This window comes from Marinactinospora endophytica, assembly GCF_054780875.1.
On record NZ_BAAGVM010000021.1, the window covers coordinates 31,163 to 47,877 of the forward strand.

Consider the following 16,715-nt stretch of genomic DNA (forward strand, 5'->3'; position numbering starts at 1 on the left):
GGTTCGGACGCCTTGCTGTCCCTTGAAGTAGTGACGCGCAGCAATAGTGACGCGCAGCAAGGGTAGCCGGCGCGGCCGACCACGCCCCAGTGACCGGGGCCGCTCATCGTCGCCTGCCCTGCCGTGCTGAAGCACGCGAGAGACCCGCCGCCGGGTCACCAACGGGGCCCACGCCGGGGAGCGGTGCCGCACGTATAGCTCGTGAGGAGATTGTCGATGCCTTCCCGTCTAGCTCTCGAAGCGGAAGCGCGCGTCGCACTTTGGTGGCGCCGGAGAAGACGGCGGTAGAGGCAAGCGGCAAAGAGACAGATGGCGTTGCCGTCCGTCGGGCGGACAGCGTGGGGACGGCAAGCGGCGCTGGCCGCCAAAGGTCACCTCGCGCTACTGAAGCGATCGGGCGACGCCAGAAGATTGCCTGACAGGCGAGGTACGGGTCCGGTAGATCTATGCCCGTGAATGACTCCACGCCCCCCGAGGACGGCGAGCCCACCTCCTTCGGTCTGCTTGCGGTGGTACTCGATCGTGCGCCCGGACCACTCATAGAAGCCGAAGTCGGTGGCTGGCACCTTCACCTGGCGGGCGACGAAGCCGACGACCTCGTCAGGGAAGTCCGCTCGACCGCGGGGGAAGCGGCCGTGGCGCGTGTAGTACTTCATCAGCAACGCGAACCCCAGCTTTGTCGTGCCACGTTTGCCTGTCACCAGGTCCTGTTCGTCGTCCAGCACGGTCCAATGCTCGACAAGTTCGTCCATGTTCACCGGCTGCCGACTCATGGACCGCCTCATGCCGGAAGGCTCTGGTTCAGGGTGGTCGATCACCGAAGCTGGTCACGTTTGCGGCTGGTGACACGTTCGTTAACGGCACCCCGTCTATAGTGACGAGCCGCTGACCGTGCAACGCCTGCCGCGCCCTGGCCGTTGGGGTAGCCCACACTCCTCCAGCAGCTACCCATCGCTGATGCTGGACATGCTGCAGGCCTCGACTTGGTAGCCCTGGTCCGCGAGCGCCTGCACCAGCTCGGGCCTGCGCCCGGTATTCCGCCCCTTGTTCCCCGCGGGTTCCATGCCGGCAAGAGCGTGATGGATCCGGTCGCGGGTGTGTGCCTCAGTGGCGTCTGTCTTCAGGGGAAGCACCGTGGGTGCCGTCGGTCAGACGATGTCCTGGTCCTGCTGGTTCTCGGCGGCGATGATGGTCTGGAAGACCGTGGCTGTGGCCCGTTCGGCCTGGGGACGGACACGGTCGAACTCGGCGGCTCGATCCGAGTCGTCCAGCTCCTCGGGCACGACGAAGTCGAGCAGGTTCTCAACGACTCGCTCGCCGTAGTCGTGGCGCAGCAGCTGTTCGACGGAGCCGTGGGGCAGGTCGGCGCGGGCCGTCCGGTAATGCTCGATGGAAATGGTGACCTGCAGGTCCAGGCCTCCGACGTTCCAGCCCTCATGGTCCAGGCCCTCGGCGCGCAAGACCTCCAACCAGGCGGTGCGGGCCGCGCGGTGGATGTGAACGTAGTGGCGCAGACGGGCTGCGACCTCCGGCTCGTCCCGGGGGAAACGCTCGGCGGTGGCCAGGGTTGCGTCATCGTAGGAGTTCCACAGGGTGGTGAGGTCGGCGAGGGTGTGGGGGTCGAACATCGCGGTCTTTCCGTTCGAAGAGGTGCCCGCCCGGTCACTGCGGCGATGACGGGTCGACGTGGCGGGTGGCCTCGTTTCCCTTGTGCCGATTCGCCACCGGTCTGCGCCATGGCCCGCCACGTGGGGCTGCCTGGTGATGGTGTTGTCGTCTAGTACCTGTGTGATCGTACGGAACGCGATAGAGGTGCCGCGCCCTCTGGCGTGAAGTGATGTTTCTCAGGGGTGCTGCCCGCGGGGTGCCGCTGGGAGCCGGCAAGGGGGTTGCTCCCCGGCGAGGGTGCATAGCCGACCGATGAGGTTTGCGCCGGTTCCTCGATGGACGACGGTTCGCTTTCGGCGGGGAACAGAGCGTTCGGTGGGCGAGTCACCGCTGAAGGTGGTGGCCTGGGCGGGATCCAGGGTCGTCATGTCAGCGGGTTGATCGGTTTGATCGGTAAGACGGTAGCCAGGTTAAGGGGTGGCGTGGATTCAGGATCAGAAGAACCGATCCGTCTGCCGAAGCGGTGTTCTTTATTTAGCTGCTCTGGCATGACGGCTGGTTTCATTTACTATTTTATCGATTTTTCTCGTTTTAGGTGGGGAGCTGTAGGGATTTGGTTTTTATCTTCTATATGGCTACCTTTACAGAGTAGATTCAGAAGAGGGAGCGTCGGGTACCACCACCTCCTGAAAGGGCCATGAGCCCTGCTGGGCGCTCCACGCTGTTGAGCGCCACAGCTGACCGGAGACTGTGTTCACGCGCCTCAAGGAAGCTCGGCCTCATCCTCACACACCTCACTTCTCACTTCGTCCGCCTCCGATCTCCCAGCGTCACCGCTGATCCTGAAAGCCCTCATCGTGCCCCCAAAGGGCCGGTAGAGCAGCGTCGCTCACAGACAAACCAGAGGGCGCAAGGAGCCGGGACCAGCCTGTCGTGTCACCGCTTTATCCCGTCGATAGGATCCATGCTTGTGCTGTCCGGTGGTCTCGCTGTCTACCCCATGTCTGTAGGACGGAGCGCATGGTGACCGGTGAACTCGCCCCCCTCCGCCCGTCCGGCTCACCCACCGCTCCTGTGTGGACCGGGCTGGACGCGTTGGAAACGGCTGACGCGATGCACACGGCCGCCGCGCATCTACAGGCCGCCGCCACCCGTCCCAACACCGAGGCCGCCTTCGCTCAAGACTGGGCCCGTTGGTTGGAGTTCTGCGAGTTCACCGGTCACGACCCTTACCGAGTCTCAGCCGATGCCCTGGTCGTGTTCGTGGGCTGGCTCGGCCGTGAACCAGGGCCGGGAGGCAGGTTCGCGGCACCGGCCACGATCGAGCGGCGTATCACCGGGGTGCTGGCCGGATGGCGGCGCGCAGGTCTCATGGTGCCCTCCCGGATCAGTAAGCCGGCCAGAGAGCAGGTCGGCGCCTATGCCCAGGGGCTGGCCGAGCGTGGTATCGATACAGGGCGGGGCCCGGCCCCGTTTCTGCGGGTCGCTGATCTACGGGCGATGTGTCAGGCGTGTCCCGACAGTCTGGCGGGGCGGCGGGATCGCGCGTTGCTACTGATCGGTTTCGGCGCAGCGTGTCGGCGCAGTGAACTTGCCGGATTACGCGCGGAAGATGTCGTCGTGGCGCGGGACGAGACGGGCAGGCTGCTGGGGCTGCGGGTACGTATCCGCACGTCCAAGACCGGGCATGGACGCACGGTTTCGATCGCTCGTGGTTCGGATCCGCTGACATGCGCGGCTGACGCCTGGCAGCAGTGGCGGAAGGTGGTCGGATACGACCACGGGCCGGCGTTGTTGCGCGTCACTCGCCATGACACGCTCGTTGCTCGTGGTGTGAGCGCTGAGGCTGTCGGCGAGATCATTCGCCGGGCGGGTGAACGTGCCGGCGTTGAAGGGTTGAGCGGGCATTCGCTGCGTGCCGGCTTGGCCACCGCTGCGCGGCTGGCCGGCCATGACATCGTGGCTATCGCCCGTATCGGGGGATGGCGTCCGGACTCGCCCGAACTGGCTCGCTATCTGCGTGTGGCCGATGAGTGGAGCCACCAGGACAACGCCACGGTCGGTATCGGTTTGTAGCAGGGCATGTCGTGTAGGCGGTGCGGGCTCCGCGTTGCAGGCACTCGTCCTCGCGTAGGCGGGGAGCACCGCACCGCCGCTCTGTATCGCGACACGGCCGTGGTCTTACCCCCGCGTAGGCGGGGAGCACGCGGCCGTGGACGTAGCGGGCATGGGAGATCAGGACTCACCCCCGCGTAGGCGGGGAGCACGCGGTTTTGTCCTTCCGGCGTTTGAACCTGCGGGACTCACCCCCGCGTAGGCGGGGAGCACGCGCTCGCGCGCGCGAGAGAGCACGCCGTGATGGACTCATCCCTGCGTAGGCGGGGAGCACTGGTTGAGGTCGGGTCCGGGGCGGCACACGGGGTTACCTCCGAGGGGTCGGTTACTGTGCGTGTGTGAAAACCCCGGTGGGTGTCGCCTTCCCCGGGGTTTGCAACTACAGTCGGTTACAGCGCGGCGTTGATGCGTTGGATGGTGTCCTCGATCTCGGCGCGTTTCTCCGCGGGCAGCCGGTAGAACCCGGGCAAAGCCATCGTGGCCAGCGGGGCCGGCAGCCCCGCCAGCAGCCGGACGTCCCCGGCCGTGATGATGAACCGGTCCAGGTGGTCGATCCCGTTCCGGGTGAACTGGTCGTTCTTCCACCGCCGCGCTTCGTCATGGCTCCCAGCGAGCACAACGATGCGCAATGCCCCCGGAGGGAGCGTCCGGGGAGCCCTCACCGGCGTGGTGTCGAGGTCAGCCAGTTCGGTTGGTGCGGCGTACCCGACCAAGTCCAGGGCCTCTTCCCGGGTGAACCCCTCGGCTTCCAGCTCTCTCCGGTACTGACCGAGCGTGGACGCGGTACTCACCGGTCACCGTCCTTCCGGTCTCGGACGAACTCCGAAGCGGCTACTTCCTGGATCAGGGACGCTGCGACCAACGCCCGCGCCTGCGACCGGGTGAACCCCGCCCTGCGGGTCTGCTCAACCATCCCGTTGAACACGATGAGGGCTTGCCCCCACTGCTCTTGCGCCTCGAACATGGCCGCGACGGCCGGGGGCTCTTTGAATCCTTGGGGTGGGGTGTCCGGGTTGGCCATTGCGGGTCTCCTGTCCATTCGAGGGTTGTGGTGAGGGATCATGGGGCCAGTTGTCCCCCAGATGCAGGAGAACGAATGCGTTCCGACTTGCAAGCCGCCGCGGATACCGGCGCGTTCATCGGCCCGTTCGGGAAAGCCCTCGCCGCAGTCGAGACCCTGTTGCAGCCAGGTGAGGCCGTCGCGGCGGCCAGCACGTGCAGGTACATGAAAAACAACTGCGTCGCGGTAGTCACCAACCGTCGGGTGATTCTCGCGTCGGCTGGGCTGTTCCCCGCGCGGAAAACGTCGTCGCTACTGCTGTCCGCAGTGACCGGGGTCGAACGGGGCGGGAACAAACTCACGATCCGTAGCACGTCCGGTGACGTCCGGTTGGAGTCGGTGACCTCCGGCCACTTGATCGAGCAGGCGATCAACGAAGGCGGGGTGACGCCGGCCGCGCCCGTCGATCCCGCCACCGAGACGAAGCCGGTGAACAAGGTCGAAGCCGCCCATGAGGACGCGCTCGCGCAGATCGGCGGGATGCTTGACCGGGGAGAGATCACGCCGGAGGAATACGCGGAGCGGCGCGCGAAGATCCAGAAGATCATCGGCAAGCTTGGGTGAACCGCCCCAGTCGAGCTCGACACACCGCGTGTGGAGCGTTAGACCGGGGCGGTTCGATTGGTGTCCTGGCGGCTCGACGCAACCCCGACCCCCAGAAAGGGCGCGGAGCCAGCCGGCGAGACGTTCAAGGCCCTTGGGTATCCGCGGAGCGGTGCTCCTGTCAGCCGCTTGGGGTTGGTGGATGCGGTACTACGGCTGGTCGTGCAGTTGCAGTGATCCTCGCTCCGTTCGCTTCGCTTGCTTTGGTGGTTTCCCTGGTCAGCTCGATGCGTGGTCCGGTCCGGGGCGGCTGTGGGGGTGGGTGAGAAGTGTCGCCTGGGTGTGAGGGTGTTTGTGGAGGAGCGGGGTGGTGGTCGGGTCGCGGGGGGCGGGGGTCCGGAGGAGCCCCCCGCGAGATTCGCGCGCCATTGAGGTGTGGGTGGGGTTGGGCTGGGCCTGGCGCGCGTACTGCCGGATCGGCCCGAAGGGTCGATGGGCGCGCCACAGGTGTGGTGGGGCTTGAGGCCGGGTGTGGTCAGGTGTGGGGAGTCGCGCGCCTTTATATAGAAGAGGGCGGAGCTGTGACCTGCGGAAACGTCGCTGGAAGTTGGGTGTGGGCCCAAGTTTGAGGGGTGGAACTTGGGTTTGCCCCCTGTTTTGTGGTGGTGGTGGGGGTGGTTGTTGGGTCCAGGCCCAAGTAAAAGTGTTAATTAAGATAGCCTCACTTGGCGAGGGCGCGGCGTTGCCGTTCTGGCTGGTCACAGGGTGTGATGGTGGAGTCTGTGGTTGCCGGTGGTGTGCTCGCCGCGGGTTTGTTGGGTCCAGGCCCATCAGGATGAATGAATTAGGATAGGTTTACGTTGAGTGAAGGGAGGTGACTGGGTGGCACGGCCTGCGGAGCGGCGGTTCCGCGTTGTCAGGCCGGAGGAGGTGGTGTCTCCTCCGGTGAAGCCCGCCACGGTGGAGCCGGTCTCGGTGCATCTGAAGGCTCACCAGCGGTTGGTTGTCGAGAACGATCCTGACCACACCCTTTATGACTTCTATGGTGGTCCGTTCTACTTCGCGAGTCGGGAGTTCTCCGCTCAGCTGGCGCATGTGGGGTTGACGGCTACCGAGCACAACGTGTGGTTGTTCCTGTTGGGTAATCAGGAGCGGGGTGGGGTGATCCCGTGGACGCAGCGGGAGATGGCTGCGCGGTTGGAGGTCGATACCGCGGAGATCAGCCGGGCTTTGAAGACGCTGCTGGAGCGGGGGATCATCTGGAGGCCGCGTAAAGGTGTGTATCGGATCAATCCGAGGGTGGCTTTCTTCGGCCGTAGTGGGCAGCAGGCTGAGGCGTTGAGTGAGATGCCTTCCGGGTTGCCGGAGTTGAACTTGTCCCCCAAGCGGAAGGCGCGTCAGAAGCGGGGCGGGAGAGAGGGACGTAGATGAGCGGGCGCACGGAGACGGTGGGCACGAGGACGTTTCGGATGCGTCAGGGGTTTGCCCGCTCGGTGCCGGCGCACCGGTTCACGACCACGCAGAGCGCGATCTTGTTCGCGATGATCGGGCGGGCCGAGCATGGGAATCTGGTTCCGATGCTGGTCAAGGAGATCGCTGAGGCGGTGGGGGCTCAGCCGCAGAACGTGTCCAAGGCGATGCGGGCGTTGAAGGACCGGGGGTTGATCTGGATGGTGTCCACGGGGATGTGGCGGATCAGCCCGTATGTGGGGTTCGTGGGTAGTGATGAGGAGTGGTATGAGGCTTTCCACTCCATCCCTGATGATGTTCCCCCGGTGGTGGATCTTGATTACAAGCGTCCGCCGCCGCGGCGGCGGGGGCAGTTGCGGGCTGTGAGCTGAGGGGTTCACGGGGCTTGGTGTAGAGCTCGTGATGGGGTCGTCGTCAGTGGTGTCTGGTGGGTGTGGCGGTGTTTGGGAGGCGCCGCACCATGATCGAAGGGGTCGTTTCCCGGTCTGCTTGTGACACTTGCGGGCGTGGCGCTGTTGGCGGCGGTCTTCTTTTTCCCGGGGGGTGGGGCCTTCCACCCCCGTGTGGTGTTTCCACGTGGTTGCCGTCCTGTTCGGCGGACTGGGGATCGCTCTGTTCCCCGTGACCACCTGTCCCTGGTTTTTTGGGGGGTTGGCAGGTAGGCGGTGGGCGGGCTCGCGGGCGGGTTGCCGGCCGGTCTGCCCGTCACACTTTCCGGTGTGGTGCCACTGGGCTGAGGGTTTTGCGGGTGTCCGGTTCATCGAGGACGGGGCCTGGCCGGGGACGTGAGCGGGCCGGTTGAGACCGTCTGGTGGGTTTTGAGTGTGGATGGGCATCGACCGCTGGTGCTCTTCATTCGGCAGGTGCCCTTGGGGTGCCCTCCTTCTTTTTCACGGGCTGTGAGTCGGCCTGGTGGCGACGGGTCCGGGTGTTGTGACCGCTGTTGTGGGGCTGGTCAGAACATCGTTTCGGTGTGGGTGGACAGCGTGGCGGCTATCTCGTCGAGGTCCCGGGTGGGGAAGGGGTCGTGTGGGCCGGTGGTCCAGGGGGTGGCTTCGGCCCGTGGTGAGGGGAGGGGTGGCGCGGGCCGGGTCTGGTTGTGGGCGCGTTGTGCCGGGGTGAGGCGGGCGCGGTCGAGCAGGCGTTGTTGCCGGCTTGTCTTGGGGGGTTGGGCGGGTAGGAGCTTGCGGACTTCGGCGATGGTGGTGCAGGCGGGGCGTGGTTGTTCTGGGGGGTGCGGGGGGACGGGGGTGGTTTTGTGCTGGTTGAGTCGTGTTTGTGGGGAGAGGAATTTTTCTATGTTCTTGCGGGCTGTGGCCGCGTGATGGTGGGGGTTGGTGGCGCGTTGGGTGGTGGAGAGGGCGCGTAGCGCGCGGTGGTGTTCCTGCTGGGTGTGGGTTTTGTGGGCGGCGTGGGCTAGGAGCTGGCTGCGGGACATGCCGATGGTGCCGTTTTGGTGGCGCCATAGTGATAGCCGCCAGCGGATGAGTCCGGGGATGTGGCGGGGGTGGTGGGTGTGGTGGTGGGGGGTGCCGTCGGGTCGGTGGTCTAGGGCGTATAGGCAGTCCAGCAGGGTCCAGCCGGCTAGGTAGAAGTCGCGTAGCAGTGAGCGTAGGTGGGGCCAGCTGAGGTGGCGGAGGAGCATGTTGCGTCGGCGGGCTTCTTGGCTGGCCAGTGCCATGTGGGTGCGGGAGCGGGGTGGGGTGTGGCCGGGCCATAGGGGTGGGTGGGCGGGCGTGGTTTTACGCGCGCGCGTGCGGGGGGTTCTCTCCTCCTGACGGAGGAGAGAAGGGGGCTCAGTTTCGTCTGGGTGTTTGTGGTTGGTGGGTGTGAGCAGGACGTATTCGGCCGCGCGGTTGCCGAGGTCGTCGCCGTTGTCGCGTCCGGTGCGTGTGCGTGGGGTGCTGCCTCGTTCGACTTGGCCGAGAAGGCGGTGGTCTAGGAGCCAGCGTCGCCAGCGTTTGAGTGTGGCGCGTGAGACGTGGGCGCGGTCGCAGATGATGGCCCAGGTGGGTCGGGTGGTGAGTTCTTTCCAGTCGGCGTAGGAGGAAAGGACGCGGCAGATGGCCAGGAGGCGGTGTCGGGCGTCGCTGCGCAGTCTGGTGAATTCCGGGTGGGTTTGGACGGCGTGGAGCCATTGGGTCTGGCCGGCGGCGCGGCGGGCGTCGCCGGGGATGGCCGCGGCGATGGCCATGAGGCGTTGGAGCCGTGGCGTGGATGGCCGCCACGGCGGGGGTGTCCGGCGTGGCGGTGAAGACGATGATTTGCGCGGGTTTTGCCCGTGACCTGTGGTGATGCGCTGGTCAGGCTGACCTGTTTTTGGGCATGCTGGGCTAACCCGCAGGCCATCGGTTAAGATGGGCGGGACCTCCGAGGTATTGGGGGTACGCCAAAGGCCCTGCCGGCATAGGGCAGGTGGGTCCTAGGGCGTGGCCTCCCGTGGTGAACGGGACGTCTTACAAGTCGATACGCGTCACCTCACTTGCTTCGCTTCGCTTCGTTTCGCTTTTTCTTTTCGCCCTTGTTCGGGCGGGTGGTCGGGGGCGGCAACCCCCGAGGGTGTTCGCACCCGGTGGTGAGGTGGGTGCTTTTCAGGTCGATCGGGATCACCCAGGTGGTGCTGGGAGTCGCGATCAGGTCCGCTGGTAACGGACCGGCTATGTGGTTGTGGTTGTGGGAGGCGCGGGGTGGTGCCCGGTCTCCCTGGTGGTTGGTGGCCCGGATGGTATGCCGGGCCTTGTTTTTTGCAGTGGTTTCTAGGCCGCTGCTTCTGGTTGTGTGGGCTTCGCGCTGATCAGCGCGTTGCGTGCCGCTTCGCCTTCAGCGGTGGCTTTGGTGAGCCGTTCCAGGAAGACCGATAGGGATACCCCGATGGTCTTGGCCGCGGTCTTGTACTGCTGGTGTACTGGCGGCGGGACTTTGGTCTGGAGGGACAGGAACTTGGCGGAGGCCCCCGTGGTGGCCCGCTTCTGTCGCCTCGGTCTCACAGTCTCCATGGGTCTGATCGTCTCACATCTCCGCCCGTTCTGAATTCAAATGTCGTGGTGTTTCGCGGGAGAGTGACCGTCTAGGCGGTGTTGGCTCTGTGTGCCTGCCGGGGTGGCGGGCTGTGTGTCCTCATGGGGTTGTAGCAGCTGCGGGGTGGTCTCTGGGGGGTTTCGTCGGAACCCCTCTGGTTGTTTGTGCGGGTGGTCGTGTACCCTCCTGATGATTACAGCGGTGTACACATCGGAGGGGTGGTATGGACGTCACGGTGTCCGCGGCCCAGGCGCGTGATCGGCTCGGGGAGTTGTGCGCGATGGTGGCCTCCACTCGGAGTCGTGTGTGTCTGACCGTGGACGGGGTTCCTGACGGGGCGCTCGTGCCGCCTGTGGTGGCCGCGCGGTTGGGGATGCCTGTTGGTGGGCGTCATGGCATACGGCAGGCGCGTCAGTCTTGGGCCGCGGTGCGTCGTGCGGCGCGTGACGCGCCTCAGGGGATCACTCATCGTGGTCGGCTCACCGCGGTGTTGATCTGCCAGTCCTATGCCGAGGCTCTGTCTCAGGGGGCGGAGGTCTTGGAGACCCCCGCTTTGTATCTGGATGAGAGCGGGACGCTTCGTGACCACTCCGGTGTGCCTTTGCACCCGGGGCGTTATGCCCTTACCGCTGGCACTTTGCTGTCCATCGCCCCGGTGGCTTCTTCTGGAAAGGACCCTGCGTTGGCCGTCTGGTTTGACCCTGATGATCGTTTTGATGATCTGTCCGACGAGGTCATCTTCGACATCATGAGTGGTGCTGCTGATCGTCTCACTGGTGCCTATATGGGCTTTTATCACAGGGCGGATTCTCCTGAGGCCAAGCAGCGGGCGCTCCAGCAGGTGGATGAGGTGTGGGATGCCCGGCGTGATGCTGATCCCGATGACCGGGAGGGGTTGATCGCTCTCATCCACCGGTTCGAGAGCAGGCTCGCGGAGCTGAGACAGAGCTGACGATGACATCGCCCCACCCCCCTGAAGGCTCTCTGGAAGAGTTCGTCCTTGACGAGCGGACCCTGCGGGAAGACTTCGACGCCGTTATCCGTGATCGTGTCTTCAAAGATGCGGTCCCAGCCGGGCAGGATCCGGTGCTTGTCCTCTTGGGCGGGCAGCTCGCCGCGGGTAAGAGCAGATCGATCACACGTATCACCCGGCGTCATCCCCATATCGTGGAGATCAACCCTGATAGCTTTCGTCCGCTCCACCGTCAATACGAGAGGATCATGCGGGAACGGCCGCATGACATGGTGCGGGCCACCGCCCAGGCCATGCATGCCTGGGCCGGCATGTGCCGGGAGTATGCCTTCCAGCATGGCTATTCCCTGCTGATCGAGGGAACCTTCTCCAGTCCTGAGGGGCCGTTGAAGTTCGCGGCTCAGGCCCCGCAGGGCTATACCACCGAGGTCGTCGTGGTCGCCACGCCTCAGGCGCGCAGTCGTCTGGACATGCTGGGCCGTTACCTTGATGATCCGCCGGGGAAGGGTCGTTGGAACAGCGTCGAGGCCCATGACGTCGGTTACGCCAACCTGCCTCGTACTCTCGCAGCGTTGGAGAACAGCCCTGATGTGGGCCGGGTCATTGTGACTGATCGTAGTGGTGTTCATCATTACGACAACGCGCGTCGTGACGACGGCACCTGGGCGGTTCAGCCCGGGGCCGTGGAGGTGCTTCACCGGGTTCGTGGTGATGGCGCTGTTCCTTTCCAGGAGAGGGAGGCCCAGAAATGGTTGGGGGCCTATTGGAAGCGTTCGGAGATGCTGATTCGTCGTGAGGAGCTCACTGCGGTGACGGCTCCTTCGATGCGTGAGTTGCATGGTGATGCTGACCGGATCGCGCCGGTCGCCTATGAGCGTGCTCCTCATGAACTGGCGCGGCATGCTCGCTGGCAGAAGGTTCAGCTGGCTGTTGTCGAGGCGGGGGAGCGAGGAGTGCCCAACAAGGTGTTGCCGGCTTCGCCTCGGAAGTATTTCGAGGCGTCGCCTCAGGAGCGGGCGGCTTTTACGGCGGCGTTGCAGGCTTCTGGTCCTGATAGCGCGTTGGGCGGGGCCGTGGTCTCTTCCCCGCGGCCGCCTGTGGCTCCGAGCATGGATGATGCGATCCGGGCGACCAGTTCCACCGGGGGTGTTAAGAAATCCCCGCCTCCTTCGATGGAGCAGCCGCGGCCAGGGCACGCGCACACTGAGCAACCTCGGCCGCGCCACGGCCCTGGGTGAGTCCGGTCGGGTCGTCTTTTCGTGGTGTGCCGCCCGCCCCGCGGGGGTGAGGACGGGGCGGGCGGCGCCGCGCGCGGGCTCGCAGGAGTCGAACGGTCATCCGCGCGCGGGGTCGCCGTGCCGCTCCAGGGCGGCCGGTGGGCTCAACGGGGGCATCCGCTGTTCCCCGAAGGCCGCGGTCGTGACCGGGCGGAGCGGCGCCACCGGGGCCGGTCGGGCTGGTCTGACCGGTCTGGTCTGGGTCCAGGTGGTGTCGGTCGTGTCGGCGTCGGCCAGGTGATCGCGCCCGGGCAGAACCGCGGGGCGCGGGGAAGATTCCTCTCCCGTCTGGATGAGGCCGCGCGCGGCGAGCCTCATCCACATCTCCTCGGGAGTGGCGGCGGTGAGCAGTTCGTTTCCGGCCAGGGCCAGATAGCCACCGGAGGTTTCCCCGTGCCACACCAGCACGCCGCTTCGGCGGGACAGGTCACGCGCGACGGCGTGACCGGGAAGACAGGGCCGCCTCACCGCCACTGTCCTTCCAGCAGTGCGCGGATCTGGTCGGCGGGAATCCGCCAGTGACCCCCCAAGGTCCGCTGCCCGTGCAGCCGTCCTTCCTGCAGCCATCGGCCGACGGTGCTGGGGGCCACCCGGCACAGATCGGCGACCTCGATCGTGGTCAGCAACTCCGGCCACCCCACGGCGGGTGTCTGCGCGATGGGAAGGTGACGCCCGTTCACCCGGACCGTGATGCGCACGCTCACCACCGGCCCTCCCGCTCCAACCGGTCCAGACGGGCCTGCACTCGGGAGAGCAGGCCATACACCTCGCACCGGCCGTCCGGCCACAACAGGCAGTACTCCCACCCGTGCCGGTGCTCCTCCCACCGCCGTTCTACCCGTGGCAGTTGCTCTCGGTCTCAGGGGGGCGTGCGGGTCTGCCCGGTTCCCTATCCGCACGTCATGGACGCGCGTGGACCACGGCCATCGGACTTCTAAACCACCGTCCCCGGCCCTTGGGCCGGTACACCGGGAACTCGCCCCCGCGTAGGCGGGGAGCACGGGTAGCCGGGCAGCGGCCACGTTCCGGTCGCGGACTCACCCCCGCGTAGGCGGGGAGCACATCACGGGCGTCCGACCACCTCTGTCCCTCGTGGACTCACCCCCGCGTAGGCGGGGAGCACCCTTCGCGACCTGCGTCAATGTGGGGCGTTATTGATTTGTGATTTCTCTTGTTGGTGCTGGTGTAGCGCATTGGCATACCGGGCGGCGGACAAGCGGTAACCGTGTATCGGCAGAGGAGATGGTGCGGAACTCCTGGGGGGCATGACAAGACCGTAGCGCTTTGGAGGAGTCGATGGCGGGACTCTTCGCTTCCAGTCGTCTGATTGTCGATCGGAGTGGGGTGTCCCTCGTCGTTTGGGGTGGGGGTGGGCGTTGACGGGTTCGGGGAAGCCGGTGATGGCCTCTGTGGCGGGGTGTCGCGGGCGGAGTGTGTCCTGTTGGGCGTGACCGTGGTGTGGTCGCACGGTTCACTGTGGAATCAGGTCGTGTTCAGAGTGCCGTGTTCTCCTTCCTGGCCCAACGTTAGTAAGGTGTCGGAATGACGATCTCTGACGCGAGCGTTGACCGGGAGAAGGTAACGTCCAAGTTGCCGGAGTCGCTGAGGGCCGAACTGAAGGTCCGGGCTGCTGAGCACCGTATCGATATCCAAGACGCGGTGACTGAAGCGATCCAGGCCTGGCGGCAGCAGCGAGAGCTTCCCACCGCGGACACCTCTGGTGCTGATTCCTTCAGTACCTGGTTGCCCGCTGGGCTATATGAGGAGTTCAAAACCGACTGTGCCACACGCCAGGTCTCCTACATCCAAGGACTGGCCCAGGCTGTCACGCTGTGGCTGGAGCAGCATCCTTCCCCTCGCTCTTCTGGACAGGTAGGCATACGCGTGCCCCAACGGATCATCGTGGCCAATCAGAAAGGCGGGGTCGGTAAGACGGCCGTCGCCGCCGGTGTCGCCCAGGCTCGGGCCGAAGGAGTCGAGTTCGGTGGCCCTGGGTTGCGCACCTTGCTCATCGACTTCGACCCGCAAGGGCACCTCACGAACCAGTTGGGCGCCGCTACCATCCCGTTGGGAGGAGACAGCCTGGTCAAGCACATGACTGGGGAGGCCACCGGTCATATCAAGGAGCTCATCGTTCCCGTTGAGGACGAGCGTTTCGGTGACCGTCTGTGGTTGTTGCCTTCCTGTGCCGATGGTTTCGTTTTGGACGTGAAGCTGTCCACGACCCGTGCGCGTGAAGAAGCGTTGGAGCGGGCCTTGGAACCGCTGGAGGAAGACATCGACGTGGTCGTGGTGGACTGCCCGCCGAGTCTGGGGTTGGCGATGGACACCGCTATCCACTACGGCCGGCGTCGTGCGGGTGAGGATCCCGGTAGCTCGGGGATCCTCATTCCGGTGGAGGCCGACGACTCCTCTGCTGATGCGTTCACTCTGCTGACCGCGCAGATCGAAGACCTCAGTGACGATATGCGTGTCGACGTCGATTATCTGGGTCTGGTGGTGAACAAGTTCGATTCCCGGCGAGGTTACGTTGCCACGTCCTCTCTTCAGGGGTGGCAGTCCATCGGGGATCCGCCGGTTGTCGCGGTGGTCGGTGATCTGAAGGAGCAGCGTGAAGCGGTACGTCGTAAGCAGCCGTTGCTGGCGTACCAGCCCAACTGCCAGCAGTCCCACCTGATGCGTTCAATCGCCAAGGAGATCTCGTGAGCAAGGCCGATCAACTCGGCAACAGTGCGGCGTTCGCGGCCGCGGCGCGGCCGCGTAGCGCGCGGCGGCAGGTGATCGCTCAAGCTACTGGGGAGGCGGCTCCGGCCGGTCCGGTGGTGCGGGCCCGTCTGGAGGAGCTGGTCGGTAACCCCGACAATCCTCGCGACACCCTTGGTGACGTGGAGGAGATGGCGGAGAGTTTCCGCGCCAGGGGGCAGTTGCAGCCGGTCACTGTGGTGACTCGCGCGGATTTTCTCGCGGTCAAGCCCGAGCATGCCGCCGCGGTCGGGGATGCGCGTTACGTCGTCATCTACGGTAACCGGCGTCTGGCCGCCGCGCCTTTGGCGGGTTTGGACACGCTTCTGATCCATGTGGCGGACTCGCCTGCCAGTGCGGGGGAGATCCTCTCGGGGGCGTTGGTGGAGAACATCCACCGTAAGAATCTCGAGCCTTTGGAAGAGGCCAAGGCTGTGGCCGAGCTGCTGGAGATCCATGGTTCTCAGGCGGAGGTGGGCCGGCAGCTGGGAATGACTCGCGCCTGGGTCAGTCAACGAATGGCTCTTCTGGGGCTACGTCCTGAGCTGAAGGAGGCGCTGCGCAGCGGCAGGCTCAAGGTCAAGGAGGCCCGGAGGTTGGGCACCCTTCCTGAGGAGGAGCAGCTGACGGCGTGGGAGCAGATTGTTAACCCGGTTAACAGGCCTCCGGCTCCGCCCGCTTCCGTTCCTGTCGTGCCGGTGCCGAAGGGGCCGGGTGTAAACCCGGTTAACACGCCGGGGGAGAGCAGCTCCCGTCAGGTGGTGTTTCAAGACGCGCAGCGGAGCGCGGAGCCGGCTGGTGCTGGTGGTGTGGAGGCGTCTTCTTCTGTGGTGTCGATGCCGGGCGGGGGAGGCTTTGATGTAAACCCGGTTGACACGGCGCGGTCGTCTTCTGCTTCTGCGGTGGGGCACGTGGTGGATGCCGGTGTAAACCCGGTTAACACTGCTCCTGCTCCTGCTCCTGCTGAGGCCGGGAACGGTGGGGGGCTGGGCGCAGATGACAGGGGTGACAGTGGTAAGGGGCCGAAGCAGTTGACGCTTCGGCTGACTTTGGGGGAGCCGCAGTCTTTGGCGTCTCAGCTCAAGGAGCAGCTGGAGGAAGACGACCTGGAGGAGCTGGTGACGGCTTTGATGGAGATGCTGCCGAAGCGCTGAGGGTCTGTTGTTCCGACTGCTGTGAGGAAGGGCGGCTTCCCGGCTGTGAGTGCCGGGGCCGCCCTCTCGAAGCTCCAACTTCACCTTACTGTGTAAAGCTGAGTGGTGTGTTCTCTCCCCTCTCACACGCCCTGAGTCAAAGGAACGCGGTCGAGTGACCGCACCGCTCAACCCAAACAGCAGGACCACGGATGGACCGTGAGGACAACGCTCTGTGAGTCTCCGCCTTGGGCATCACCTCATTGACGGGGCAGGTGGTTGTTCCGGCGGTGTCCTCCACTCCCCTGCTCCGTAACGCCTCTTGTGCTTCCAGCCGCTCTGCGGGGAGGAGCACGGCTGTTTCTCCTCCAGAGCCGCCCATCCTCGTGACCATGGTCATCCCGGCCACGCAGCCGTGCCTCGAAGCTATGACTCCTCCACTCCTAGATCGTTCTATGAGGTTTTCTGGATCCCTTGCGCCCACAGCGATGGGTGGTTGGAGATCGCCATTGGTGGCCACGCGGTCTTCGAGATGCTGGACGCGGACGAGGTAGAGGGGGCTGCTCTTCACCAGGTCCAAGCGATCGGGGGAAGAGCTGGGGCAGGATGCGGTAGAGCGATATCTGAGCCCCACGGAAGCCTTTTCCGAGTCGGCCGCCCGTTCCCAGCGCGTCGTATGGCGGCCGCCCGCGGCTCTTTCAGGCCAGGGGGTGTGGTCGTACAGCGTCCCGGGGTTGATGCCGAGCAGTTTGGTGGTGGGGGTTATCGAGTACTCG

Annotated in this window: 16 protein-coding genes; 8 read left to right on the forward strand and 8 right to left on the reverse strand. The window is 65.3% G+C overall.

What is annotated here, in order from left to right; all coding sequences use genetic code 11:
* Nucleotides 1–371: 371 nt before the first annotated feature.
* Together ACYVHU_RS26010 and ACYVHU_RS26015 are read right to left on the reverse strand one after the other, a co-directional pair.
* The gene (locus tag ACYVHU_RS26010) at nt 372–785 is read right to left on the reverse strand and encodes a DUF4158 domain-containing protein (protein WP_498949775.1); all 414 of its coding nucleotides are present in this window, start codon (nt 783–785) and stop codon (nt 372–374) included.
* Nucleotides 786–1,148: 363 nt separating this feature from the next.
* Entirely contained in the window at nt 1,149–1,628 is a 480-nt protein-coding gene (locus tag ACYVHU_RS26015) for a hypothetical protein (RefSeq protein ID WP_498949777.1), read from the reverse strand.
* Between the two features lie 1,000 nt (nt 1,629–2,628).
* On the opposite strand from ACYVHU_RS26015, the gene ACYVHU_RS26020 reads away from it, so the two are divergent.
* Nucleotides 2,629–3,684 carry a site-specific integrase gene (locus ACYVHU_RS26020; RefSeq protein ID WP_498949778.1) on the forward strand — a complete coding sequence of 352 codons (1,056 nt, stop codon included), beginning with the start codon at nt 2,629–2,631 and terminating at the stop codon, nt 3,682–3,684.
* 428 nt (nt 3,685–4,112) lie between these two features.
* On the opposite strand, the gene ACYVHU_RS26025 is transcribed toward ACYVHU_RS26020, so the two are convergent.
* Together ACYVHU_RS26025 and ACYVHU_RS26030 are read right to left on the reverse strand one after the other, a co-directional pair.
* Nucleotides 4,113–4,514: a hypothetical protein gene (locus ACYVHU_RS26025; protein WP_498949779.1), complete on the reverse strand. Its 402-nt coding sequence runs from the start codon at nt 4,512–4,514 to the stop codon at nt 4,113–4,115.
* Nucleotides 4,511–4,744: a hypothetical protein gene (locus tag ACYVHU_RS26030; RefSeq protein ID WP_498949780.1), complete on the reverse strand. Its 234-nt coding sequence runs from the start codon at nt 4,742–4,744 to the stop codon at nt 4,511–4,513. Before ACYVHU_RS26030 ends, ACYVHU_RS26025 begins: the two co-directional genes overlap by 4 nt.
* A gap of 75 nt (nt 4,745–4,819) precedes the next feature.
* On the opposite strand from ACYVHU_RS26030, the gene ACYVHU_RS26035 reads away from it, so the two are divergent.
* The 3 genes from ACYVHU_RS26035 (at nt 4,820) to ACYVHU_RS26045 (ending at nt 7,167) form a co-directional block, all read left to right on the forward strand.
* Nucleotides 4,820–5,347 carry an SHOCT domain-containing protein gene (locus ACYVHU_RS26035; protein WP_498949781.1) on the forward strand — a complete coding sequence of 176 codons (528 nt, stop codon included), beginning with the start codon at nt 4,820–4,822 and terminating at the stop codon, nt 5,345–5,347.
* An 861-nt stretch (nt 5,348–6,208) separates the two neighbouring features.
* A complete protein-coding gene (locus ACYVHU_RS26040; RefSeq protein ID WP_498949783.1) occupies nt 6,209–6,757 on the forward strand; it encodes a replication/maintenance protein RepL in 549 nt (182 codons plus the stop codon).
* Complete coding sequence (locus ACYVHU_RS26045; RefSeq protein ID WP_498949785.1) at nt 6,754–7,167, forward strand: replication/maintenance protein RepL; 414 nt, start codon at nt 6,754–6,756, stop codon at nt 7,165–7,167. The genes ACYVHU_RS26040 and ACYVHU_RS26045 overlap by 4 nt, the downstream gene beginning before the upstream one ends.
* Before the next feature lie 584 nt (nt 7,168–7,751).
* Here the strand turns inward: ACYVHU_RS26045 and ACYVHU_RS26050 are convergent.
* The gene (locus tag ACYVHU_RS26050; protein WP_498949787.1) at nt 7,752–8,477 is read right to left on the reverse strand and encodes a hypothetical protein; all 726 of its coding nucleotides are present in this window, start codon (nt 8,475–8,477) and stop codon (nt 7,752–7,754) included.
* 1,075 nt (nt 8,478–9,552) lie between these two features.
* On the reverse strand, nt 9,553–9,792 hold the full coding sequence (locus ACYVHU_RS26055) for a hypothetical protein (RefSeq protein ID WP_498949788.1): 240 nt from the start codon (nt 9,790–9,792) through the stop codon (nt 9,553–9,555).
* A gap of 509 nt (nt 9,793–10,301) precedes the next feature.
* On the opposite strand from ACYVHU_RS26055, the gene ACYVHU_RS26060 reads away from it, so the two are divergent.
* The gene (locus tag ACYVHU_RS26060) at nt 10,302–10,766 is read left to right on the forward strand and encodes a hypothetical protein (protein ID WP_498949789.1); all 465 of its coding nucleotides are present in this window, start codon (nt 10,302–10,304) and stop codon (nt 10,764–10,766) included.
* Nucleotides 10,767–10,768: 2 nt separating this feature from the next.
* A complete protein-coding gene (locus ACYVHU_RS26065) occupies nt 10,769–12,025 on the forward strand; it encodes a DEAD/DEAH box helicase family protein (RefSeq protein ID WP_498949790.1) in 1,257 nt (418 codons plus the stop codon).
* 96 nt (nt 12,026–12,121) lie between these two features.
* Here ACYVHU_RS26065 and ACYVHU_RS26070 read toward each other — a convergent pair whose 3' ends face one another.
* Nucleotides 12,122–12,532 carry a hypothetical protein gene (locus ACYVHU_RS26070; protein ID WP_498949791.1) on the reverse strand — a complete coding sequence of 137 codons (411 nt, stop codon included), beginning with the start codon at nt 12,530–12,532 and terminating at the stop codon, nt 12,122–12,124.
* Nucleotides 12,529–12,768: a helix-turn-helix domain-containing protein gene (locus ACYVHU_RS26075; RefSeq protein ID WP_498949792.1), complete on the reverse strand. Its 240-nt coding sequence runs from the start codon at nt 12,766–12,768 to the stop codon at nt 12,529–12,531. The genes ACYVHU_RS26070 and ACYVHU_RS26075 overlap by 4 nt, the downstream gene beginning before the upstream one ends.
* An 838-nt stretch (nt 12,769–13,606) precedes the next feature.
* Here ACYVHU_RS26075 and ACYVHU_RS26080 point away from each other — a divergent pair.
* Both ACYVHU_RS26080 and ACYVHU_RS26085 read left to right on the forward strand, forming a co-directional pair.
* Nucleotides 13,607–14,770 carry an AAA family ATPase gene (locus ACYVHU_RS26080; RefSeq protein WP_498949794.1) on the forward strand — a complete coding sequence of 388 codons (1,164 nt, stop codon included), beginning with the start codon at nt 13,607–13,609 and terminating at the stop codon, nt 14,768–14,770.
* Entirely contained in the window at nt 14,767–15,960 is a 1,194-nt protein-coding gene (locus ACYVHU_RS26085) for a ParB/RepB/Spo0J family partition protein (RefSeq protein ID WP_498949795.1), read from the forward strand. Before ACYVHU_RS26080 ends, ACYVHU_RS26085 begins: the two co-directional genes overlap by 4 nt.
* Nucleotides 15,961–16,715: the final 755 nt, after the last annotated feature.

Coding starts and splice junctions, on each gene's coding strand:
- ACYVHU_RS26010 (WP_498949775.1), bottom strand. CDS start 785: ATGAGGCGGTCCATGAGTCGGCAGCCGGTGAACATGGACGAACTTGTC.
- ACYVHU_RS26015 (WP_498949777.1), bottom strand. CDS start 1,628: ATGTTCGACCCCCACACCCTCGCCGACCTCACCACCCTGTGGAACTCC.
- ACYVHU_RS26020 (WP_498949778.1), top strand. CDS start 2,629: ATGGTGACCGGTGAACTCGCCCCCCTCCGCCCGTCCGGCTCACCCACC.
- ACYVHU_RS26030 (WP_498949780.1), bottom strand. CDS start 4,744: ATGGCCAACCCGGACACCCCACCCCAAGGATTCAAAGAGCCCCCGGCC.
- ACYVHU_RS26035 (WP_498949781.1), top strand. CDS start 4,820: ATGCGTTCCGACTTGCAAGCCGCCGCGGATACCGGCGCGTTCATCGGC.
- ACYVHU_RS26045 (WP_498949785.1), top strand. CDS start 6,754: ATGAGCGGGCGCACGGAGACGGTGGGCACGAGGACGTTTCGGATGCGT.
- ACYVHU_RS26050 (WP_498949787.1), bottom strand. CDS start 8,477: ATGGCACTGGCCAGCCAAGAAGCCCGCCGACGCAACATGCTCCTCCGC.
- ACYVHU_RS26055 (WP_498949788.1), bottom strand. CDS start 9,792: ATGGAGACTGTGAGACCGAGGCGACAGAAGCGGGCCACCACGGGGGCC.
- ACYVHU_RS26065 (WP_498949790.1), top strand. CDS start 10,769: ATGACATCGCCCCACCCCCCTGAAGGCTCTCTGGAAGAGTTCGTCCTT.
- ACYVHU_RS26080 (WP_498949794.1), top strand. CDS start 13,607: ATGACGATCTCTGACGCGAGCGTTGACCGGGAGAAGGTAACGTCCAAG.